This is a genomic window from Chryseobacterium sp. AG844, from assembly GCF_003182335.1.
Taxonomy (GTDB): domain Bacteria; phylum Bacteroidota; class Bacteroidia; order Flavobacteriales; family Weeksellaceae; genus Chryseobacterium; species Chryseobacterium cupriresistens.
Map to the genome: position 1 here is coordinate 35,466 of NZ_QGTV01000018.1, position 16,289 is coordinate 51,754.

Sequence of the window (16,289 nt, forward strand, 5' to 3'; positions counted from 1 at the left end):
AGAAAAAGGCTGTCTCCATTGAAAACAGCCTTTTTTATGTTTTTATAAGTGTTAAACGACTTTTAAGTGCTGCTTGTTTTTTACCAGCCACAGACCAATGAAAGTCAGCAATCCGTTAAGCACAATCAGTTCTACACCGATTCTGTAATCTGTATACGTGGTAACAGCAAGATTGATTAAATAGGTAAGGATAGGGGCAAAAATAGTTACCGCAAGAATTGAATATTTTCTTGAAATCTGGAACCTGGTGAAAATTCCAAAAGCAAAAAGTCCTAAAAGCGGTCCATACGTATAACCTGCAATTTCCATGATCAGGTACACAATGGATTTATCATTTAATGCCTTGAAAACCATGATCAGGATAAAGAAAACGACAGTGAAAGTTAAATGCACTTTCATACGAAGACGTTTCTTCTCATTTTCAGTTTTGGTTTTATCCTCATTAAGGTTTAATAAATCTACACAATATGAGCTTGTTACAGCTGTTAAAGCACCGTCTGCGGAAGGAAATAAGGCTGAAATTAATCCGATGATGAAAATAACAGAAATAGCCATAGGAAAATATCCCTGAAGCGATAAAGCCGGGAAAAGATCGTCTCCCATTACGTTTTTAATGTTTCCTGCCGGATCTTTAAATCCGAAAATATTCGTTACCGTTTCACCGTTTATAGTCCCATATTCCGCTCCATGCTGCAGCGCAAAAAGGTATAACAACCCTCCCAGGAACAGGAATGCAAGGTTCACGATAAGAAGTGTTCCAGCGAAGGTCAGCATGTTTTTCTTTGAATTCTTAAGGTTGTCTACAGAAATATTTTTCTGCATCATTTCCTGATCCAGGCCTGTCATGGCAATGGTAATGAAAATTCCTCCCAGAATGGTTTTCAGGAAAAAGGTTTTGGAATTAGGATCAAAATTGATGAAATGAGTATAGTTTTTCTGTTCCAGAATCGTATAAGCTTCACCGAATGATAAATCCAGGTTGGATAAAATATAAACAATACAAGCTACAAGGCTGATGATCATAAATGAAGTCTGCAGGGTATCTGTAATAACAATCGTTTTTACACCGCCTTCAAAAGTGTACAGAAGTACCATCAGCAGAAGTACAAGGGAAGTTACCCAAAACGGAACTCCCAACCCTTCAAGTAAAAATATCTGTAAAACATTTACTACCAGGTATAATCTTGCGGTAGCTCCAATTGCTCTTGAAATAATAAAAAAGATAGAACCAATTTTATGTGCCTCCACATTGAATCTTTTCCCCAGATAGGTATATATAGAGGTCAGATTCATCTTGTAATAAAGTGGTAAAAGTATCGCTGCTACAATAAAATATCCGATGAAGAAACCGATCACCATCATATAGTACTCAAAACCTCCGTAAATATATTCGGAGCCGGTCATTTTTCCGACGGTTCCCGGAACTGAAATAAAAGTAACCCCACTTAAACTGGTTCCTATCATCCCGAATGCTACGAGCCACCATTTACTCTTTTTGTTACCGATAAAAAAAGACTGGTTATCAGAATTCCGGCTGGTGAAATAAGAAATCACCAAAAGACCGATAAAATAGACGAAAACAAATAACAAAAGGATAGTTCCTGGATTCATTCTTGATTTTTAAATTTTAGCAAATATATAAAAAAGATCAGTCGTGAATCATGAATTTAAAAACCTGTTCATTTCCTGGCAGATTACAATTGTTAATTTACTTTCAGCCAATGTTTTTCATTAAAAATAAAAACCCTTCCAGAGACTGTCCGGAAGGGTTGTATCGTAAGGGTGTAATACAGTGACTAATTCACTAAAACATCCTGAAGTTCCTCACTTTTCTGGAAACTTGCTTTAGCAAAAGGACAGAGGGGAATAATCTTTTTATCATTTTTTCTGGCAAAATCTACGGCTGCCAGAAGCATTTCCTTACCTACACCTTTTCCGTTGTAAGCTTCTTCCACCTCGGTGTGGTCTATAATAAATCTTTCTTCTCCTGCCCAGGTATACGTCATCATTCCTGCGCGTCTTCCATCTATGAAAGCTTCAAAACTTCCGTGTTTTTCGTCGTTGTTTTGTTTTACTTCGATCATATTATGAGAATTTAGTTAGTATTTCTATGTCGTTGGTTAATATTTTGTGAACAGGGCATGCGTCTGCAATAGTGTGCAGCCTTTTACGCTGCTCATCATCCAGAATACCTTCAAAGCTGATCTCTCTTTTGAAAACTGCTCTTTTTGTTAATGGGAAATTTTCAAGCTCTACTTCTACATTGATGCTTTCCACATCCCATTCTTTTCTTTCAATATACATTCTCAATGTAGCTGCGGTACAGCTTGCCAATGACGTAGCCAGAATTTCCAGCGGATTGAAACCCTTGTTCTGTCCGCCTTTATCAATCGGTTCATCCGTAATGATTGTGTTTTCGCCGGCTGTTACTTCTGTATAATATTTTGTTTTTCCTAAACTTGCTTTTACCGTTACCGCCATTATTTTTCTGTATTGAATTTATAACTTAATGCACCCGAAGGGCATAAGTCTATTTGATTTTTAAGTTCTTCAGGACTTGCGTTTTCTGCTTTTATCCAGGGTCTTTCTTTAGGATTATAGACTTTTGGAAGTGTTTTTACACATATGGCAGAGTGGATGCATTTCTTAGGCTGCCAGATGACAGTAATGTTTCCATTAGGATATTCGTGTGTTTCCATATCAATTTTCTTTTAATGTTTTTTCGATTCTTCTGTCCGGAATCAGCCATATAAGAGCCACGATATAATAAAAACCTATGGCAATATAAGGATAAAAAAATGAAGTAGCGATTCCCAGGACATAAAATACAATTGAGATATACTCTTTATATTTCGAATGGATGGCTTCTTTCAGTTTTGAATCTTCTCCTTCACAACGGATAATAACATGTTCCAGAATAGTGTAGGCAATGGCCGACATAATGAGCCCTATACCATATACTGCAACGGGGTTTTTTGCAAAATTTGTCTTCCCGATCCATTCCGTAGCAATTGGCATCAGAGAAAGCCAGAACAGAAGGTGAAGGTTGGCCCAAAGAATGCTGCCATTTACTTTCTTTACTGTCTGAAACAAATGATGATGATTGTTCCAGTAGATTCCTACATAAATAAAACTGAAAATATAAGCCAGAAACTTAGGAAGAAGAGGTTTGACACTGGCCCAGCTATTTCCTTCAGGTACTTTCAATTCAAGTACCATAATGGTGATAATAATAGCAAGAACACCATCACTGAATGCCTCCAGTCTTCCTTTGTTCATTTACTTTATCTGATTTTTAAAGTTTTGTATTTTACCTTTCAGATCATTCAGCATATCAGGATTGATGACCCCGCTTTCCAGATCAAAATTTTCATAGAATTTGGGCAATGAAAAAGTACCCTTAATGTCTGCCGCAAACTGTGGGAAAAATGTTTTTGCCGTATTCATCACATTTCCGCCGCCATAGCCTCCGGGAGAAGTGCTCATCAGAAGCATGGGTTTATTCTGAAATACTTTTACATTGATCCTTGAAGACCAGTCAAAAAGATTCTTAAACGCCGAGCTGTAAGAACGGTTGTGCTCAGCAAGTGAGCAGATGATTACATCACATTCCTCAATCGCTTTTAAAAACTTGTGGGCTTCATCCGGAAAACCTTTCTTTTCAAGATCTACAGAGAATACAGGCATCGTAAAATCGTTGAGGTCAATCAGATTGATTTCCTCATCCTGAAAATCTTTCAGAACAAATTTTACCAGTTCCCTGTTGATAGAAGTGGAAGATGTACTTCCGGCAAATGCTAATATTTTCATGTTAATCTGAACTGAAATTATTTTCTGTTTAAAATAGCCTTTGGAAGCGGAACATATTCATTTTCATCGCCGGGAACCAAAGGAAATGCTTCGTGATTCTGGTCATTCCAGTTGACTTTTGCCTGATCAATTAATTCTTTTTCAGAGTTAACGAAATTCCAGAAGATAAAGCGTTCTTCATCGAATGGTTCGCCACCGAAAAGATAAACCGTTCCGTTTTCACTCATCTCGAATTCGCAAAGCTTGGTATCCTTAGCGATCATCAGTTGTTTTGAACCATAAGAGTTTCCGTCTGTAGTCACTGTTCCATCCAGAACATACATGGCCGCTTCTCCATAAAGATCTTTCCCGATGCTTATTTTCTTAGCTTCTTTTGTTTTGATCTCAATGAAAAATAATTTGCTGTGTACCGGAACTGCAGATGTTCTTCCGAATGCTTCACCAGCAATTAATTTATACTGAATGCCATCTTCCTCCCAAACCGGAATTTCATCTGCCTCAATATGATGAAAAGTAGGCTCAGACTGCTCAAGATGCTTTGGAAGACCTACCCAGATCTGAAATCCATGAAGTCTTTTATCACTGTGTCTTAAATATTCAGGTGTTCTTTCTGAATGTACCACTCCTTTTCCGGCAGTCATCCAGTTAACGGCACCCGGTTTTATTTCTATAGCACTTCCAATGCTGTCTCTGTGAAAGATAGACCCTTCCAACAGATAAGTCAATGTAGATAAGCCGATATGCGGATGTGGCGGAACATCGAGATTCTGATAATCTTTTAATTCTGAAGGTCCCATGTGGTCAATAAAAACAAAAGGTCCAACGGCTCTCTTCTCACGGAAAGGAAGAAGTCTTCCTACCAGAAAATTTCCGATATCTGCTGCTTTTTCTTCAATAATAAGTCCAATATTTGACATAATGATGTGATACTTTTAAGATATTGTTATTTAAAATAAATGATGAGTTCTGATAAAGATTTACAGTTTGTCATAGCCTTCAAATCTCTCATCTACGATACGTTTCCATTCAGGATGTTTCTTAATAAAGGCGAAAACATAAGGACAGAAGGGAAGAAGTTTTTTTCCGCTTTCCTCAATAAAATTCAATGTTTTCTCTACTACTGCAGCAGCTGCGCCGGTTCCTGCCAGTTCCGGTTCTGCCTCTGTATGTATCAAAGAAATCTGGTGCATGGTTTCACGGTAATCGATGAACGCATAATGTCCGTTGAACTCTATTTCAAATCTTTTTTCAGCTTTTACAAGAGGTATATTTTCAAATTCTGGTTTCATAATATTTGTACTAAGGGTACTGCATTTCCTATAAATGCAGGAAATTGCTTGTTAAGACAATTAAACCTTATAGGTTCATAAAACCTATAAGGTTTGCCATTATATAAAGTTAATAAAAAAGGAATAATCAAAGATTAAGATAAATTTAAATCTTTTAATCTTCCAGGTATCCGAATTTTCCGGTATTAAAATCCTCAAAAGCCTGCATGATTTCTTCTCTGGAATTCATTACGAAAGGACCATGAGGGTAAATAGGCTCATTGATAGGTTCACCGCTGATGATTAAAACAACAGCATCTTCCTTTGCTTCGATGGTAAATGTTTCACCTTCATCTTTAAACAATACAAAATGATCGGGTTTAACGTTCTCTTCTCCATTAATAATAATACTTCCTTCAATAACCAAAGCCGCAGTATTGAAATGGGCAGGGAAATTAAATTCTGCTTTTCCTCCTGCTTTAAGTTTTGCGTTCATCATGTGAACCGGAGTGAAAGTGCTTGCAGGTCCTTTATGACCATCATAGTCTCCGGCAATTACTTCAATAAAACCATTATCACCGAGATCAACTCTTTCCATTTTGGAGTTTTCAATAGCCTGGTATTTTGGGCAGCTCATTTTATCTTTTGCAGGGAGATTCACCCAAAGCTGTACCATCTGGAAAATTCCTCCTTCTTTTGCCCACTCTGTTTCATGATATTCTTTGTGAAGAACTCCTTTGGCTGCTGTCATCCACTGAACATCACCTTCTCCGATAACACCGCCGCCGCCGGCACTGTCATGGTGTTCTACTTTTCCGCTATATGCTATGGTTACGGTTTCAAAACCCCTGTGCGGATGCACCCCGACACCTCTCGGTCTGTCTGATCCGTTGAAATGAAATTTTGAATTATAATCCAGCATAATGAACGGATCCATTCTTTTCATATCCAATCCAGGAACTCCCGGAATGAAATTGTGAACCCTGAATCCATCGCCTACAAAGTGCGCAGGTTTTGGAGATACTACGATTTCTATTTTTTTAGTTGCCATCACATTGTTGATTTATGTAAACAAAATTACCATACATATATGCGAAAAGCATTGATCTGTGTTAAGTTCGTAGAAGGGTAGAATACAGAATATAAATTGGCGGAACCGCTTAGTAATCCGCCATAGATGCATTATTTTTATAATTTTACTTTTTTCCTGATTAATCCTCCTTAGACTGCATGTTCTTCCCATCCGAAATATGGAGTCTTCTGAACACCAATCCGGATAAAATTGTTAATATTCCTACCGTGAGAAAGGTTAACCGGAAGGCATTATGGATTTCTCCTTTAATCAGATCTGTATTTTCGAACAGTTTTAAAACAATCAGTCCGAAAGCAATTCCGAAACCGATGGCTAACTGTTGATTGACAGAGAGTAATGAGTTTCCGCTGCTGGTCTGGAAATTTCGGAGATCAGCAATGGAAATAGTGTTCATGGAAGTGAACTGTATAGAGTTGAAAAAGCCCAGTACCGCAATAATGGGAATAAACCAATATAAGGAAGTATGGATATCAGGAATAGCAAGCAGGCAGATCAGCGTTCCGATAATGAATGTATTCACCATTAAGGTCTGACGATAGCCGTATTTATCTAAAATTTTTATAACCGAGGATTTTCCGAATATAGCTGTTAAAGCCATAGGAGCAATGATCCAGCCCGAAGTGACTGCAGACTGTTTATAGGCAATCTGGATCATCAGTGGCAGCAATAGCGGAACAGAGCTGATTCCCAATCTGGTCGCCAGATTGCCCACAATACCCACACGGAAAGTTCTTACCTGAAACAGATTTAATGGGAAAATAGGATTTCCGCCTCTTTTTGCATGTTTATAATAATAGTACAGGAACAAAAATCCCATGATAAATACCAATAAGACAGGTGTGATATTCTGAATGTCTCCGAAAAGTTCCAGTGAAACAGAAAGCAGGAGAGAGGCTGCTGCAAAAATCAGGAAACCTTTTAAATCAAAATCTACATCATCGGATTTATAATTGGGCATGAATTTTAATCCTAAAAGAATTCCAAGCACCCCAATCGGAATATTGATCAGGAATATCCAGTGCCATGAAAGATAGTCTACCATATAACCTCCCACTAAAGGCCCGAGTACAGGTCCGATAAGTGCCGGGATAATGGCAAAGTTCATGGCTTTGAGCAGTTCGTTTTTGTCAAATGTTTTGATGAGTGCCAGTTTTCCGACAGGAGTCATCAGGCTTCCTCCAACTCCCTGAACGACCCTTGAAATAACAAGATGGGTAAGGTTTTGAGACAAAGAACAAAATAGCGAGCCCAGACTGAATAATAACAGAGAAAATATAAATATTTTTTTTGTTCCAAACCGGTCGGCAAGAAATCCGCTGGCGGGCATAAAAACAGCAAGGGTCAGAACATAACTGATGATAGCGTTCTGCATATTGAGGGGAGACTCATTCAGATCTTTTGCAATTGCAGGCAGGGAAGTATTCAGGATTGTGGAATCCAGCATTTGCATGAAAATAGCAGTGGCCAGAATTAAGGGAAGTATTTTTTTTACGGAGGTTTGTTGTGTATTTGCTTCTGTCATTTTGTACCGGCTGGGTTATAAAAAATTCCCAGACTTATTTGATTTGAAGAACCGCTTACTCTAAGCGTTTTGATTCTTAGATAAAGAAATCCATATAAAATTAAAAAAGTCCTGTGAAATTTCACAGGACTTTTTGATTTATTTTCTAGGTTTTTCTACTCCTTTCCATTCATCTCCGGCTTTTCTGTACTGGCTTAAAGTGAAAGTTTTGAAATCCTTGGTTTTGTATTCGATGTTATCGGTATTCTGTTCAAAAGGCATGATATAATAATATTCAATATCCGTTTTGTCAGACTTGTTCCCTTTTTTTACAGTAGGAACATATTTTGAGAATTTATAGCTTGGAAGATATTGTCTTAATCTGGTATAAAAAGCTTTGTCTTCTTTTTCGCTAGGAATGATATCTACAATATTAAGATCATCTTTTTTCTTGTCAATCCAGAGATAATAGGTTTTTTCTTCTCCTATATTTCTGTTGAACGAGTTGAAAGCAAATAATTCCTTTGGTACAAGCTCTTTGATTTTTTCCGGATCAACCTTAGTATAATATTGCCCTTTTGAAGGATCTACATACGTTTCCAGATTGTACATTAATACAGAATTGTTTTCAAATTTTTTATTTTTAAAATATTGATTTAATGATAATTCTGCAGTTGCTCTCAGTTCTTTGCCTCTTGCATCCAGTTTTTTGGTCGGATTCTGAGGGTTTACGTATTTTACAAATTCATATAAAACGACAGGTTTTATATCTTTAAGGTGAGGATAAGTTTTCAGTTGCTCTGCTTTTACCAGCCAGTAGAATTGTTGATAGTAGTCGTCCTTATCCTGGTCTTTCACACTCTTGTAAGCCAAAGCAAGCTTCTTTGAATTCAGATATTTGCCGTATTTCCCTTGTCCAAAAGCAAAACTAATCGCTAATAAGGCAAATAAAACAGTAAGGTTTCTTCTCATTTTTTTATAATTGATATTTTCGTTTTCCAAATATAATTATTTATTAGATATTATTTTGGATTGTGAGTTAAATTATGCCATATTGTTATTGTTAATTCAAGAAAAAATCCTGTATTGCTACAGGATTGATAAATTATAACAGAGAGAGTTATATGTTTGAATAAAAAAATATATATTTTAATTAGTGAATTAATATTATTGGCAAGGTTAAATAAACGCTATGGTCGCAAGGTTTATATTTTAATCCCATATATTTCGTTCGCAAGGGCACTTCGTTCAGCGAGGATATCAGTTTGTCTGTTGCTAAGTGAAACGCCTTTGCGATCGTTCTTAAACACTAATGGAAATATCTTAGCGTACTCTGCGTTAAAATATCCCGAAACCCGAAACCCGAATCCCGCAACAAATTCACAAGCGCAGCGAATTGACCATTGACGATTCATCAATCGATTCTCTAATATGACGTTTCATGCACTTTCACTGCTCTTCCGCTTGGATCGTTCATTTTTTTGAAGGCTTCATCCCATTCCAAAGCAATAGGAGTGGAGCATGCCACCGATGGAACCGATGGAACAGTAGCTGCAGCGGTTTCACTTGGGAAATGTTCTTCAAAAATCGTTCTGTATCGGTATTCTTCTTTGTTCTGAGGGGTGTTTAGCGGGAATCTGAATCTTGCATTCGCCATCATTTCATCCGTTACTTCTTTTTCTGCTACTTCTTTTAATGTGTCGATCCATGAATAGCCTACACCATCCGAGAACTGTTCTTTTTGTCTCCATGCAATAGAATCAGGAAGCAGATCCTCGAAAGCTTTTCTCAATACCCATTTTTCAATTTTTCCTTCAGCGGTATTGATCATTTTATCTTTAGGGTTAAGCGTCATCGCAATATCCATAAATTCTTTATCAAGGAAAGGTACTCTTCCTTCAATTCCCCAGCTCATCAACGCTTTGTTGGCTCTTAAACAATCATAAAGGTGAAGTTTGCCCAGTTTTCTCACTGTTTCATCGTGGAATTCTTTTGCATCAGGAGCTTTGTGGAAGTATAAATAACCTCCGAACAATTCATCGGAACCTTCTCCTGAAAGAACCATTTTAATCCCCATAGATTTGATCACTCTTGCTAAAAGATACATTGGGGTGGATGCCCTGATGGTGGTTACATCATAGGTTTCAAGGTGGTAAATAACGTCACGTACAGCGTCCAGTCCTTCCTGTACGGTAAAGTTAACCTCATGGTGTACAGATCCGATGTGTTCTGCAGCTTTCTGAGCTGCTGCCAGATCCGGAGAACCAACCAATCCTACGGCGAAACTGTGAAGTCTCGGATACCATGCTTCCTGTGTATCGCCGCTTTCAATTCTCTGGCGGGCAAATTTTGCAGTAATAGCGGAAATGACCGATGAATCTAAACCTCCTGATAGAAGTACTCCATAAGGAACATCACTCATCAGTTGTCTGTGAACGGCATCTTCTAGACCTTTTCTCAGTTTTGAAATATCCGTTTCATTGTCTTTTACATGATCAAAGCTGTCCCAGTCTCTTGTGTACCATTGCTGAAGCTCAGCACCATCTTTGCTGTAAACGAAATGACCGGGCAGGAATGTTTCTATTTTTTTACATACCCCTTCAAGAGCTTTTAATTCTGAAGCGACATAATAGTTTCCGTTTTTGTCCCAACCCTGATAAAGCGGGCAGATTCCCATATGATCGCGGGCAATAAGATAAACATCATTTTCAGTATCATATAAAGCGAAGGCAAAAATTCCGTTGAGTTTCTCTACGAAATCTTTTCCGTATTTTCTGTACAGTGCAAGGATGACCTCACAGTCCGACTGAGTCTGAAACTCATAATCAGGAAATTCTTCTTTTAATTCTCTATGGTTGTAGATTTCACCGTTTACGGCTAATACTACTTTTCCGTCTTTCGTAAATAAAGGTTGTTTTCCGGAAGTTGGATCTACAATGGCAAGTCTTTCATGAGAAAAAATGACTTTCTCATCCTGGAAAACTCCACTCCAATCCGGTCCTCTGTGACGGATTTTTTTTGACATTTCCAATACCTGAGGTCTTAATACTTCGGTTTTTTGCTTGGCGTCAAATAAACATACAATTCCACACATAATTTTTTATTATTTATGAGACAAAAGTAGAAGTGATGTTTATAAATAACAATTAAAAATGTTTAAATGAGAAAATTTTTAATCAATTTGTGTTTTGAAGTTAAAAATTTTAACTATTTATTTGAATTATGATGTTTTTGATTAATTTTTTTCGTCGCGACTAAAATTGCATAATCCCCATACGAAATAAAAATGACATATTTATTAATCTATGGTAAGTAATTATATGAATTTTACCCCTTACTTTGTGGCTCGAAATAATTTTTTTTCATCATTTGTGTTTTTACCTTCTTGCAATTCTCATGCAAGAAGGTTTTGTTTTTATTGAACCCCCAGTAATACTCCGGAAACATTCCATGAACTGAAGCTTGTTCCTTCAGTAGGACCTTGTGGAATTTTTACCTGAATCGTATGCTTTCCTGCTTTCAGATCTCCAAGAGGAATGAAATCAGGATTGGTAACCGTTCCCGGGCACCAGTTTGATCTGCTGAGGTCTGATGACGAAAGACCATCCTGGAAATTTCCGGAGGCCGGATTGTATAAACGATATGAGCCACAGTCTGTTCTCCAGGGTACAAATGAAAATACAGGTTTTCCATCCACCAATATAGAATTGGTTTTTGGAACAAATTCATCACCGTTTTCCCATCCGCCATGACCCGTTGTGGTATATCTTAGCTGAGCGTTTTTAAGATCTTTATCCAAAGTGAAATCAACAAGAAGACCTTTGTCCTGACTGAACATGGTAGAATAGTCCTGTCCTGCCATTTCCATAATGTTTAAAGTGTTGAATAACGGGATGGCTACATTATTTTTATTAACGTTTTGATCGCTTTTATGAATCGTAATATCAAGACTTACTTTGTGTCCACCTTTATCATAATTTCCAATAAAAGTTCCTATCCAAAGCTCTTTTCCGGATAGAGCAGGCTTCAATTCTGTAATATCCTGCCGGTAAGGGCTGATGGTCTGCCAGTCTTTTCCCTTAAGCTGAATATGATTAAATTTCTGAATGCCAAAAGCGGTAAAGAACCGCATCATTTCCATGGCAGGGCTATAATTGTTGGTAGTGGCTACTCCGTAATATTGCTTCCCATTTCCGTTTTCGTAAAGAGGAAGTGTTTTTGCTCCCTTTTCCAGGCCGTCAAAAAAAGACTTTTCTTTATCCTGCGGAATAAAAAATACAGTTCCGGTTCTGTCATACGCATCTCCGTTCGACTGCTGTTTTAGTTCTGCAAAAATAGTCTCTCCCTCTGTAATAGCAGGAAATTTTACTTTTTTTAGGATAATAGTTCCCTTGGCGTATCTTTTTATCTGGCCGTCAGATTTTGAGGCATCAGAGAAATTGATGATTTCGTTTTCAAAAACATTCAGCGTGGTAAATCTGCTTTTCCAAAGAAGGTCTTTATATCCCAGCTGATCAGTTGTCTGTATTTCTCCTTTTATGATACTTTCAATTCCGGTATTCTTTATTTTTTTGATTGAAGCGGCAGTCGTTAAAGAGTTCTTATTTCTTTCCACTTCCAGAACCAATCCTAAATTCTGCCCCAATACAGATGGGCCGCCTTTCAGCTTCAAGTCATTCGTATACCAGACTTCAATGGTATTCGAATTGACTTTCGTAACGGCTTTTTTGCAGTTGTATCCCAGGATTTTTTTCGTTTCATTGGCCAGTTCAAAATCCTGTTTTCCTACAGATTCAGCATCTGAGGTTGAGATGATTGAGCCGGGTTTTAAAAAGGCATAAGAAACTATAGTATTGGATGGCTTTTCCACCTTAGTGATTTCATAAGGATAGCTGCTTTTTTGTTCTCTGATTGTACTGTTAAGAATGAAATTTTCTTTTTCATTGACCCAGATAATTGTAGAAGGCTGATCAGTTAATGCTTTTCCGTTATAAGAACTGGAGTACTGAATTTCATAGGTCTGTGCAGAAAACAGACAGTATAAAAAAACAGCCAGAAAATTGAAAACAATTCTTGTATGCATAAATAAATGAGTTTGCTGCAAAGTTACTCTTAACTTCTCACAGCGTCAAACCGGTTTAATCTATACAGTTAGTAGAAAACGTACTGTAAATGTTACAAAAAATGTTACATTTTTTTTGAAAGATTTTAAATAAAAAAAACTACTCCAAAAAATAGAGTAGTCTAATATATTGTTATTAGGATCAGATTAAGAAACTCTCTCAATCAAAGCCATGTAGAACCCGTCATATCCTTCGCTAGGCATTACTTTTTCATCTTTAATCATCTTGAATCCCGGATTGTTTTTGATAAATTCTTCTACCTGAAGATTGTTTTCAGATGGAAGGATAGAACATGTTGCATACACCATTTTTCCTCCTTTTTTAAGCATTTTAGAATAATCCTGAAGGATCTGTTGCTGTTCCTTTTTTATTCTGTCAATAAAATCCTGATCAATTTTCCATTTACTGTCCGGGTTTCTTTTTAAAACCCCAAGACCTGAACATGGAGCATCAATAAGAAGTCTGTCAGCCTTTTCATGAAGTCTTTTGATCACCTTGTTATCGGAAATCATACGGGTTTCAATGTTGTGGGCTCCGGCTCTTTTGGCACGACGCTTCAGTTCAGCAAGCTTCCATTCAAAGATGTCTAATGCTACGATCTGACCTTTGTTTTTCATTAATGCAGCTAAGTGCAATGTTTTTCCTCCCGCACCTGCACAGGCGTCTACTACCCTTTGTCCTTCTTTTACATCAAGAAAATACCCGATTTTCTGAGAAGAAGCATCCTGAACTTCAAATAATCCTTCTTTGAAAGCTGTGGTAAGGAAAACATTTTTCTTTTCTTCCAGCTGAACAGCGTCAGGATAACCTTTAACAGGATAAGAAATAACACCCTCATCTGAAAGATCAGAGATAAGCTCTTTGGTGGTTGTTCTTAAAGAATTGGCTCTTAAAACCGTAGGAGCCTGCTCGTTTAAAGCAATCATTTCTCTTTCCCAGCTGGCACCCAGTTCTTTTTCAAGAGTTTCAGCAAGCCATTCAGGAATAGAGTGTTCTATCGCTTTTGTAGGAACAGTGTTCTTTTTAAGTTTGGTAAGAATATCGGCGATTTTGATTCCGTCAAATTCTTCGAATTTTTTATAATTGGTTTTACTCCAAAGTAAATACGCAATAATCAGTTTGTAGATATTGTTGGGTTTTACACCTTCACCCATATAGTATTCAAGGCGTTTTTTCCAACGGATAATATTGTAAAAAATTTCAGAAACAACGGCTCTGTCCTGGCTTCCCCATTTTCTGTTGGCTTTCAAAAGTCTTTCAATAACTTTATCGGCATATTTGTTTTTCTCAAAAAATGTCTCCTGTAAGGCATCGTGAATTCCGATTGCCAAGTTTCTGTGAATAAGTTCCATAAATTTGCTTCGCTGTTTGAATCTGCAAAAATACGACTTTTAATTGAGAGTTTGGAATTTGGGTGGGGAGAGTTGATGAAGGGTTGTGAATTGTGAATGATCAATCCGCTTCGCTTGTAAATTTTCGGGTTATGGTTGCGAGGTTTGGAGTTCGGGTTTCCAGTTGCGAGGTTATGAGTAATTATATATTATACAGATCAGTTTTCTAATGGAAGGTTGCGCATTCACGATTCACTTTTCAAAGCAAAAATTGACTATTGACAATCTGAGATTCAGTAGTGAATGGTCTGTGTGTTTATTAATTTTTTGTATAGTGGAAATAAATTTTAATGCTGAATTTGTAAAGATTTTCTGATTATTTATATTTTTTATTTGTTGACGATAGCCTTTCTCTAAGACGGATAAACCTGTGTTTTTTGCTTAATGAAAAATATTTGCTGACAAAATATACACTGTTTATTACTATACTTTATTTTCTTTGCAGCAAGTTTATTTAATTTGTGTTAATTCACCTACCTGTGTAAAATTAACAGGGGCTTATGATCTACTATACTGAGCTTTATCTATTGACTTCAACCTCTAAAAAGTTCTACCTTTGCAAAAAATAAAAATATGAGTGACACAGTAATTTGTCCAAAATGCAGCTCTGAGTTTACATACCCGAGCGATAATATGATGGTATGTTCCCAGTGTTTCTACGAATGGGATCCGGCAGAAGCCGCTGCAGAAGCCGCAAATGAAGGAAAAATCTTGGATTCCAATGGAAATGAACTTCAGGATGGTGATTCTGTAGTGGTAATCAAAGATTTACCTGTAAAGGGAGCGCCAAAACCGGTAAAGGCAGGAACTAAAGTGAAAAATATTCGTTTAAGACCGGGAAGTGATCACAATATTGACTGTAAAATTGATGGTTTCGGAGCAATGGCTCTTAAGTCAGAATTTGTAAAGAAAGCATAAGAAAACGTTTTTCTATTCCCTGAAAATAAAGAAAAGGAAAAAATTGGACAGTGTAATCTTTCAACAGACTTAATTGCAAGATTGCTAATGTCCGTCTGGAAGGCAGAAAGAGAATTAACCAAAAATTTCCTTATACTTTAGAGGTACAAATGTAAGAAAAAGTTTTAAAACAGCTTCTTGCGTTTGTGCTTTTTTTATTGATAAGTATAAGTGAATGTATAAGTTATGTGTAATTTGTATTTCCCCTATATAAACGAAATACAGATCGTTCCTGATATTTTCTCATCCGTATACACAACAAGCTCCTTTTCTTTTGCTTTTAACTTATTCCAATAATAATTTCCTGCAAATCTGCTTTCAAGTACTTCAGCTTCCAGACCGGTTTCTGTGATCCTGATTTCTTTGGGATAATAAGAGAATTTGGTAAGCTGGAAATCTTCTGCTTCTGCTTCACTGAAAATATTCACTTCCCCGAATAGCTTAGCAACATAAGAATTGTAAGGGTGTCTGTAGGTTTCCTCCGGACTGTCATTCTGAATCAATCTTCCATCCTGCAGAATGACAATCTGGTCCAGCCATGGCATAATATCCTGAAGCTCATGCGTGGAAATTATTAAAGAAACTCCATGCTGTTTTACATATCTGAAAAGTCTTTCCCTCAGTTCAATTTTTCTAGGAAAATCCAGATTACTGAAGGGTTCATCTAAAATAAGAAGTTTGGGAAGTACAGATAATGCTCTTGCAATAGCCACTCTCTGCTGTTGTCCGCCACTTAAGAATTTAGGTAGTACGTTGGCAAATTCCTGAAGTCCCACCACCTCCAGAAGCTCCGTTACGGTTTCTTTTTTCTGTTTTAAATTGATATTAGAAATAAATTTTCCTACGTTTTCGGCAACCGTAGCGTAAGGCATAAGATCAAAATTCTGGGCTACGAATTTCATTTCAGGTTCTCCGGGAACAAGATTTCCTTTCGGTCCCAAAAGTTTTGTTCCGTTAAAAATTATTTCTCCTTTTTCCCAATCCAAAAGACCATAGATAAGGTTGAGAAGAGTAGATTTTCCACATCCGCTTTCACCGGCCAGCGCTATAATCCTGTTTTCTTCAAACCTTAGATTAAGGTTCTGAAACAGGGGATTTTCTTTGTTATGAGAGAAAAATAAATTGTTTATTTCTAATAGCATATTA

16 protein-coding genes are annotated in these 16,289 nt (G+C 37.1%); 1 reads left to right on the forward strand and 15 read right to left on the reverse strand.

The annotated features are described in order from the left end of the window. Window positions 1-51: 51 nt before the first annotated feature. From DEU40_RS16525 to DEU40_RS16590, 14 genes are all read right to left on the reverse strand, one after another. Window positions 52-1,611, reverse strand: coding sequence for a sodium:solute symporter (locus tag DEU40_RS16525; protein WP_110010861.1), 1,560 nt, complete (start codon window positions 1,609-1,611; stop codon window positions 52-54). A 185-nt stretch (window positions 1,612-1,796) separates the two neighbouring features. After that, complete coding sequence (locus DEU40_RS16530) at window positions 1,797-2,084, reverse strand: GNAT family N-acetyltransferase (protein WP_171006298.1); 288 nt, start codon at window positions 2,082-2,084, stop codon at window positions 1,797-1,799. A 1-nt stretch (window position 2,085) separates the two neighbouring features. After that, the gene (locus DEU40_RS16535; RefSeq protein ID WP_110010862.1) at window positions 2,086-2,481 is read right to left on the reverse strand and encodes an OsmC family protein; all 396 of its coding nucleotides are present in this window, start codon (window positions 2,479-2,481) and stop codon (window positions 2,086-2,088) included. Continuing rightward, the gene (locus DEU40_RS16540; protein ID WP_110010863.1) at window positions 2,481-2,699 is read right to left on the reverse strand and encodes a (4Fe-4S)-binding protein; all 219 of its coding nucleotides are present in this window, start codon (window positions 2,697-2,699) and stop codon (window positions 2,481-2,483) included. The genes DEU40_RS16535 and DEU40_RS16540 overlap by 1 nt, the downstream gene beginning before the upstream one ends. 1 nt (window position 2,700) lies before the next feature. After that, entirely contained in the window at window positions 2,701-3,279 is a 579-nt protein-coding gene (locus tag DEU40_RS16545) for a TMEM175 family protein (RefSeq protein WP_110010864.1), read from the reverse strand. After that, window positions 3,280-3,810 carry an NADPH-dependent FMN reductase gene (locus DEU40_RS16550; protein ID WP_110010865.1) on the reverse strand — a complete coding sequence of 177 codons (531 nt, stop codon included), beginning with the start codon at window positions 3,808-3,810 and terminating at the stop codon, window positions 3,280-3,282. 17 nt (window positions 3,811-3,827) lie between these two features. Further along, window positions 3,828-4,727: a pirin family protein gene (locus DEU40_RS16555; protein ID WP_110010866.1), complete on the reverse strand. Its 900-nt coding sequence runs from the start codon at window positions 4,725-4,727 to the stop codon at window positions 3,828-3,830. Between the two features lie 60 nt (window positions 4,728-4,787). After that, entirely contained in the window at window positions 4,788-5,099 is a 312-nt protein-coding gene (locus tag DEU40_RS16560; protein ID WP_110010867.1) for a GNAT family N-acetyltransferase, read from the reverse strand. 154 nt (window positions 5,100-5,253) lie between these two features. Further along, window positions 5,254-6,129: a pirin family protein gene (locus DEU40_RS16565; RefSeq protein ID WP_110010868.1), complete on the reverse strand. Its 876-nt coding sequence runs from the start codon at window positions 6,127-6,129 to the stop codon at window positions 5,254-5,256. 160 nt (window positions 6,130-6,289) lie between these two features. Beyond that, the gene (locus DEU40_RS16570; protein WP_110010869.1) at window positions 6,290-7,693 is read right to left on the reverse strand and encodes an MFS transporter; all 1,404 of its coding nucleotides are present in this window, start codon (window positions 7,691-7,693) and stop codon (window positions 6,290-6,292) included. A gap of 138 nt (window positions 7,694-7,831) precedes the next feature. Then, window positions 7,832-8,674 carry a hypothetical protein gene (locus DEU40_RS16575; RefSeq protein WP_227944262.1) on the reverse strand — a complete coding sequence of 281 codons (843 nt, stop codon included), beginning with the start codon at window positions 8,672-8,674 and terminating at the stop codon, window positions 7,832-7,834. A gap of 424 nt (window positions 8,675-9,098) precedes the next feature. Continuing rightward, a complete protein-coding gene (gene asnB / locus DEU40_RS16580) occupies window positions 9,099-10,766 on the reverse strand; it encodes an asparagine synthase B (protein WP_110010871.1) in 1,668 nt (555 codons plus the stop codon). 321 nt (window positions 10,767-11,087) lie between these two features. Then, a complete protein-coding gene (locus tag DEU40_RS16585) occupies window positions 11,088-12,755 on the reverse strand; it encodes a GLPGLI family protein (protein ID WP_110010872.1) in 1,668 nt (555 codons plus the stop codon). A 186-nt stretch (window positions 12,756-12,941) separates the two neighbouring features. Beyond that, the gene (locus DEU40_RS16590; protein ID WP_110010873.1) at window positions 12,942-14,147 is read right to left on the reverse strand and encodes an RsmB/NOP family class I SAM-dependent RNA methyltransferase; all 1,206 of its coding nucleotides are present in this window, start codon (window positions 14,145-14,147) and stop codon (window positions 12,942-12,944) included. 612 nt (window positions 14,148-14,759) lie between these two features. On the opposite strand from DEU40_RS16590, the gene DEU40_RS16595 reads away from it, so the two are divergent. Then, window positions 14,760-15,104 (forward strand): zinc ribbon domain-containing protein YjdM, encoded by a 345-nt coding sequence (locus tag DEU40_RS16595; RefSeq protein WP_062675403.1) that lies wholly within the window; start codon window positions 14,760-14,762, stop codon window positions 15,102-15,104. Between the two features lie 245 nt (window positions 15,105-15,349). Here DEU40_RS16595 and DEU40_RS16600 read toward each other — a convergent pair whose 3' ends face one another. Beyond that, window positions 15,350-16,285 (reverse strand): sulfate/molybdate ABC transporter ATP-binding protein, encoded by a 936-nt coding sequence (locus DEU40_RS16600; protein ID WP_110010874.1) that lies wholly within the window; start codon window positions 16,283-16,285, stop codon window positions 15,350-15,352. Between the last annotated feature and the right edge of the window lie 4 nt (window positions 16,286-16,289).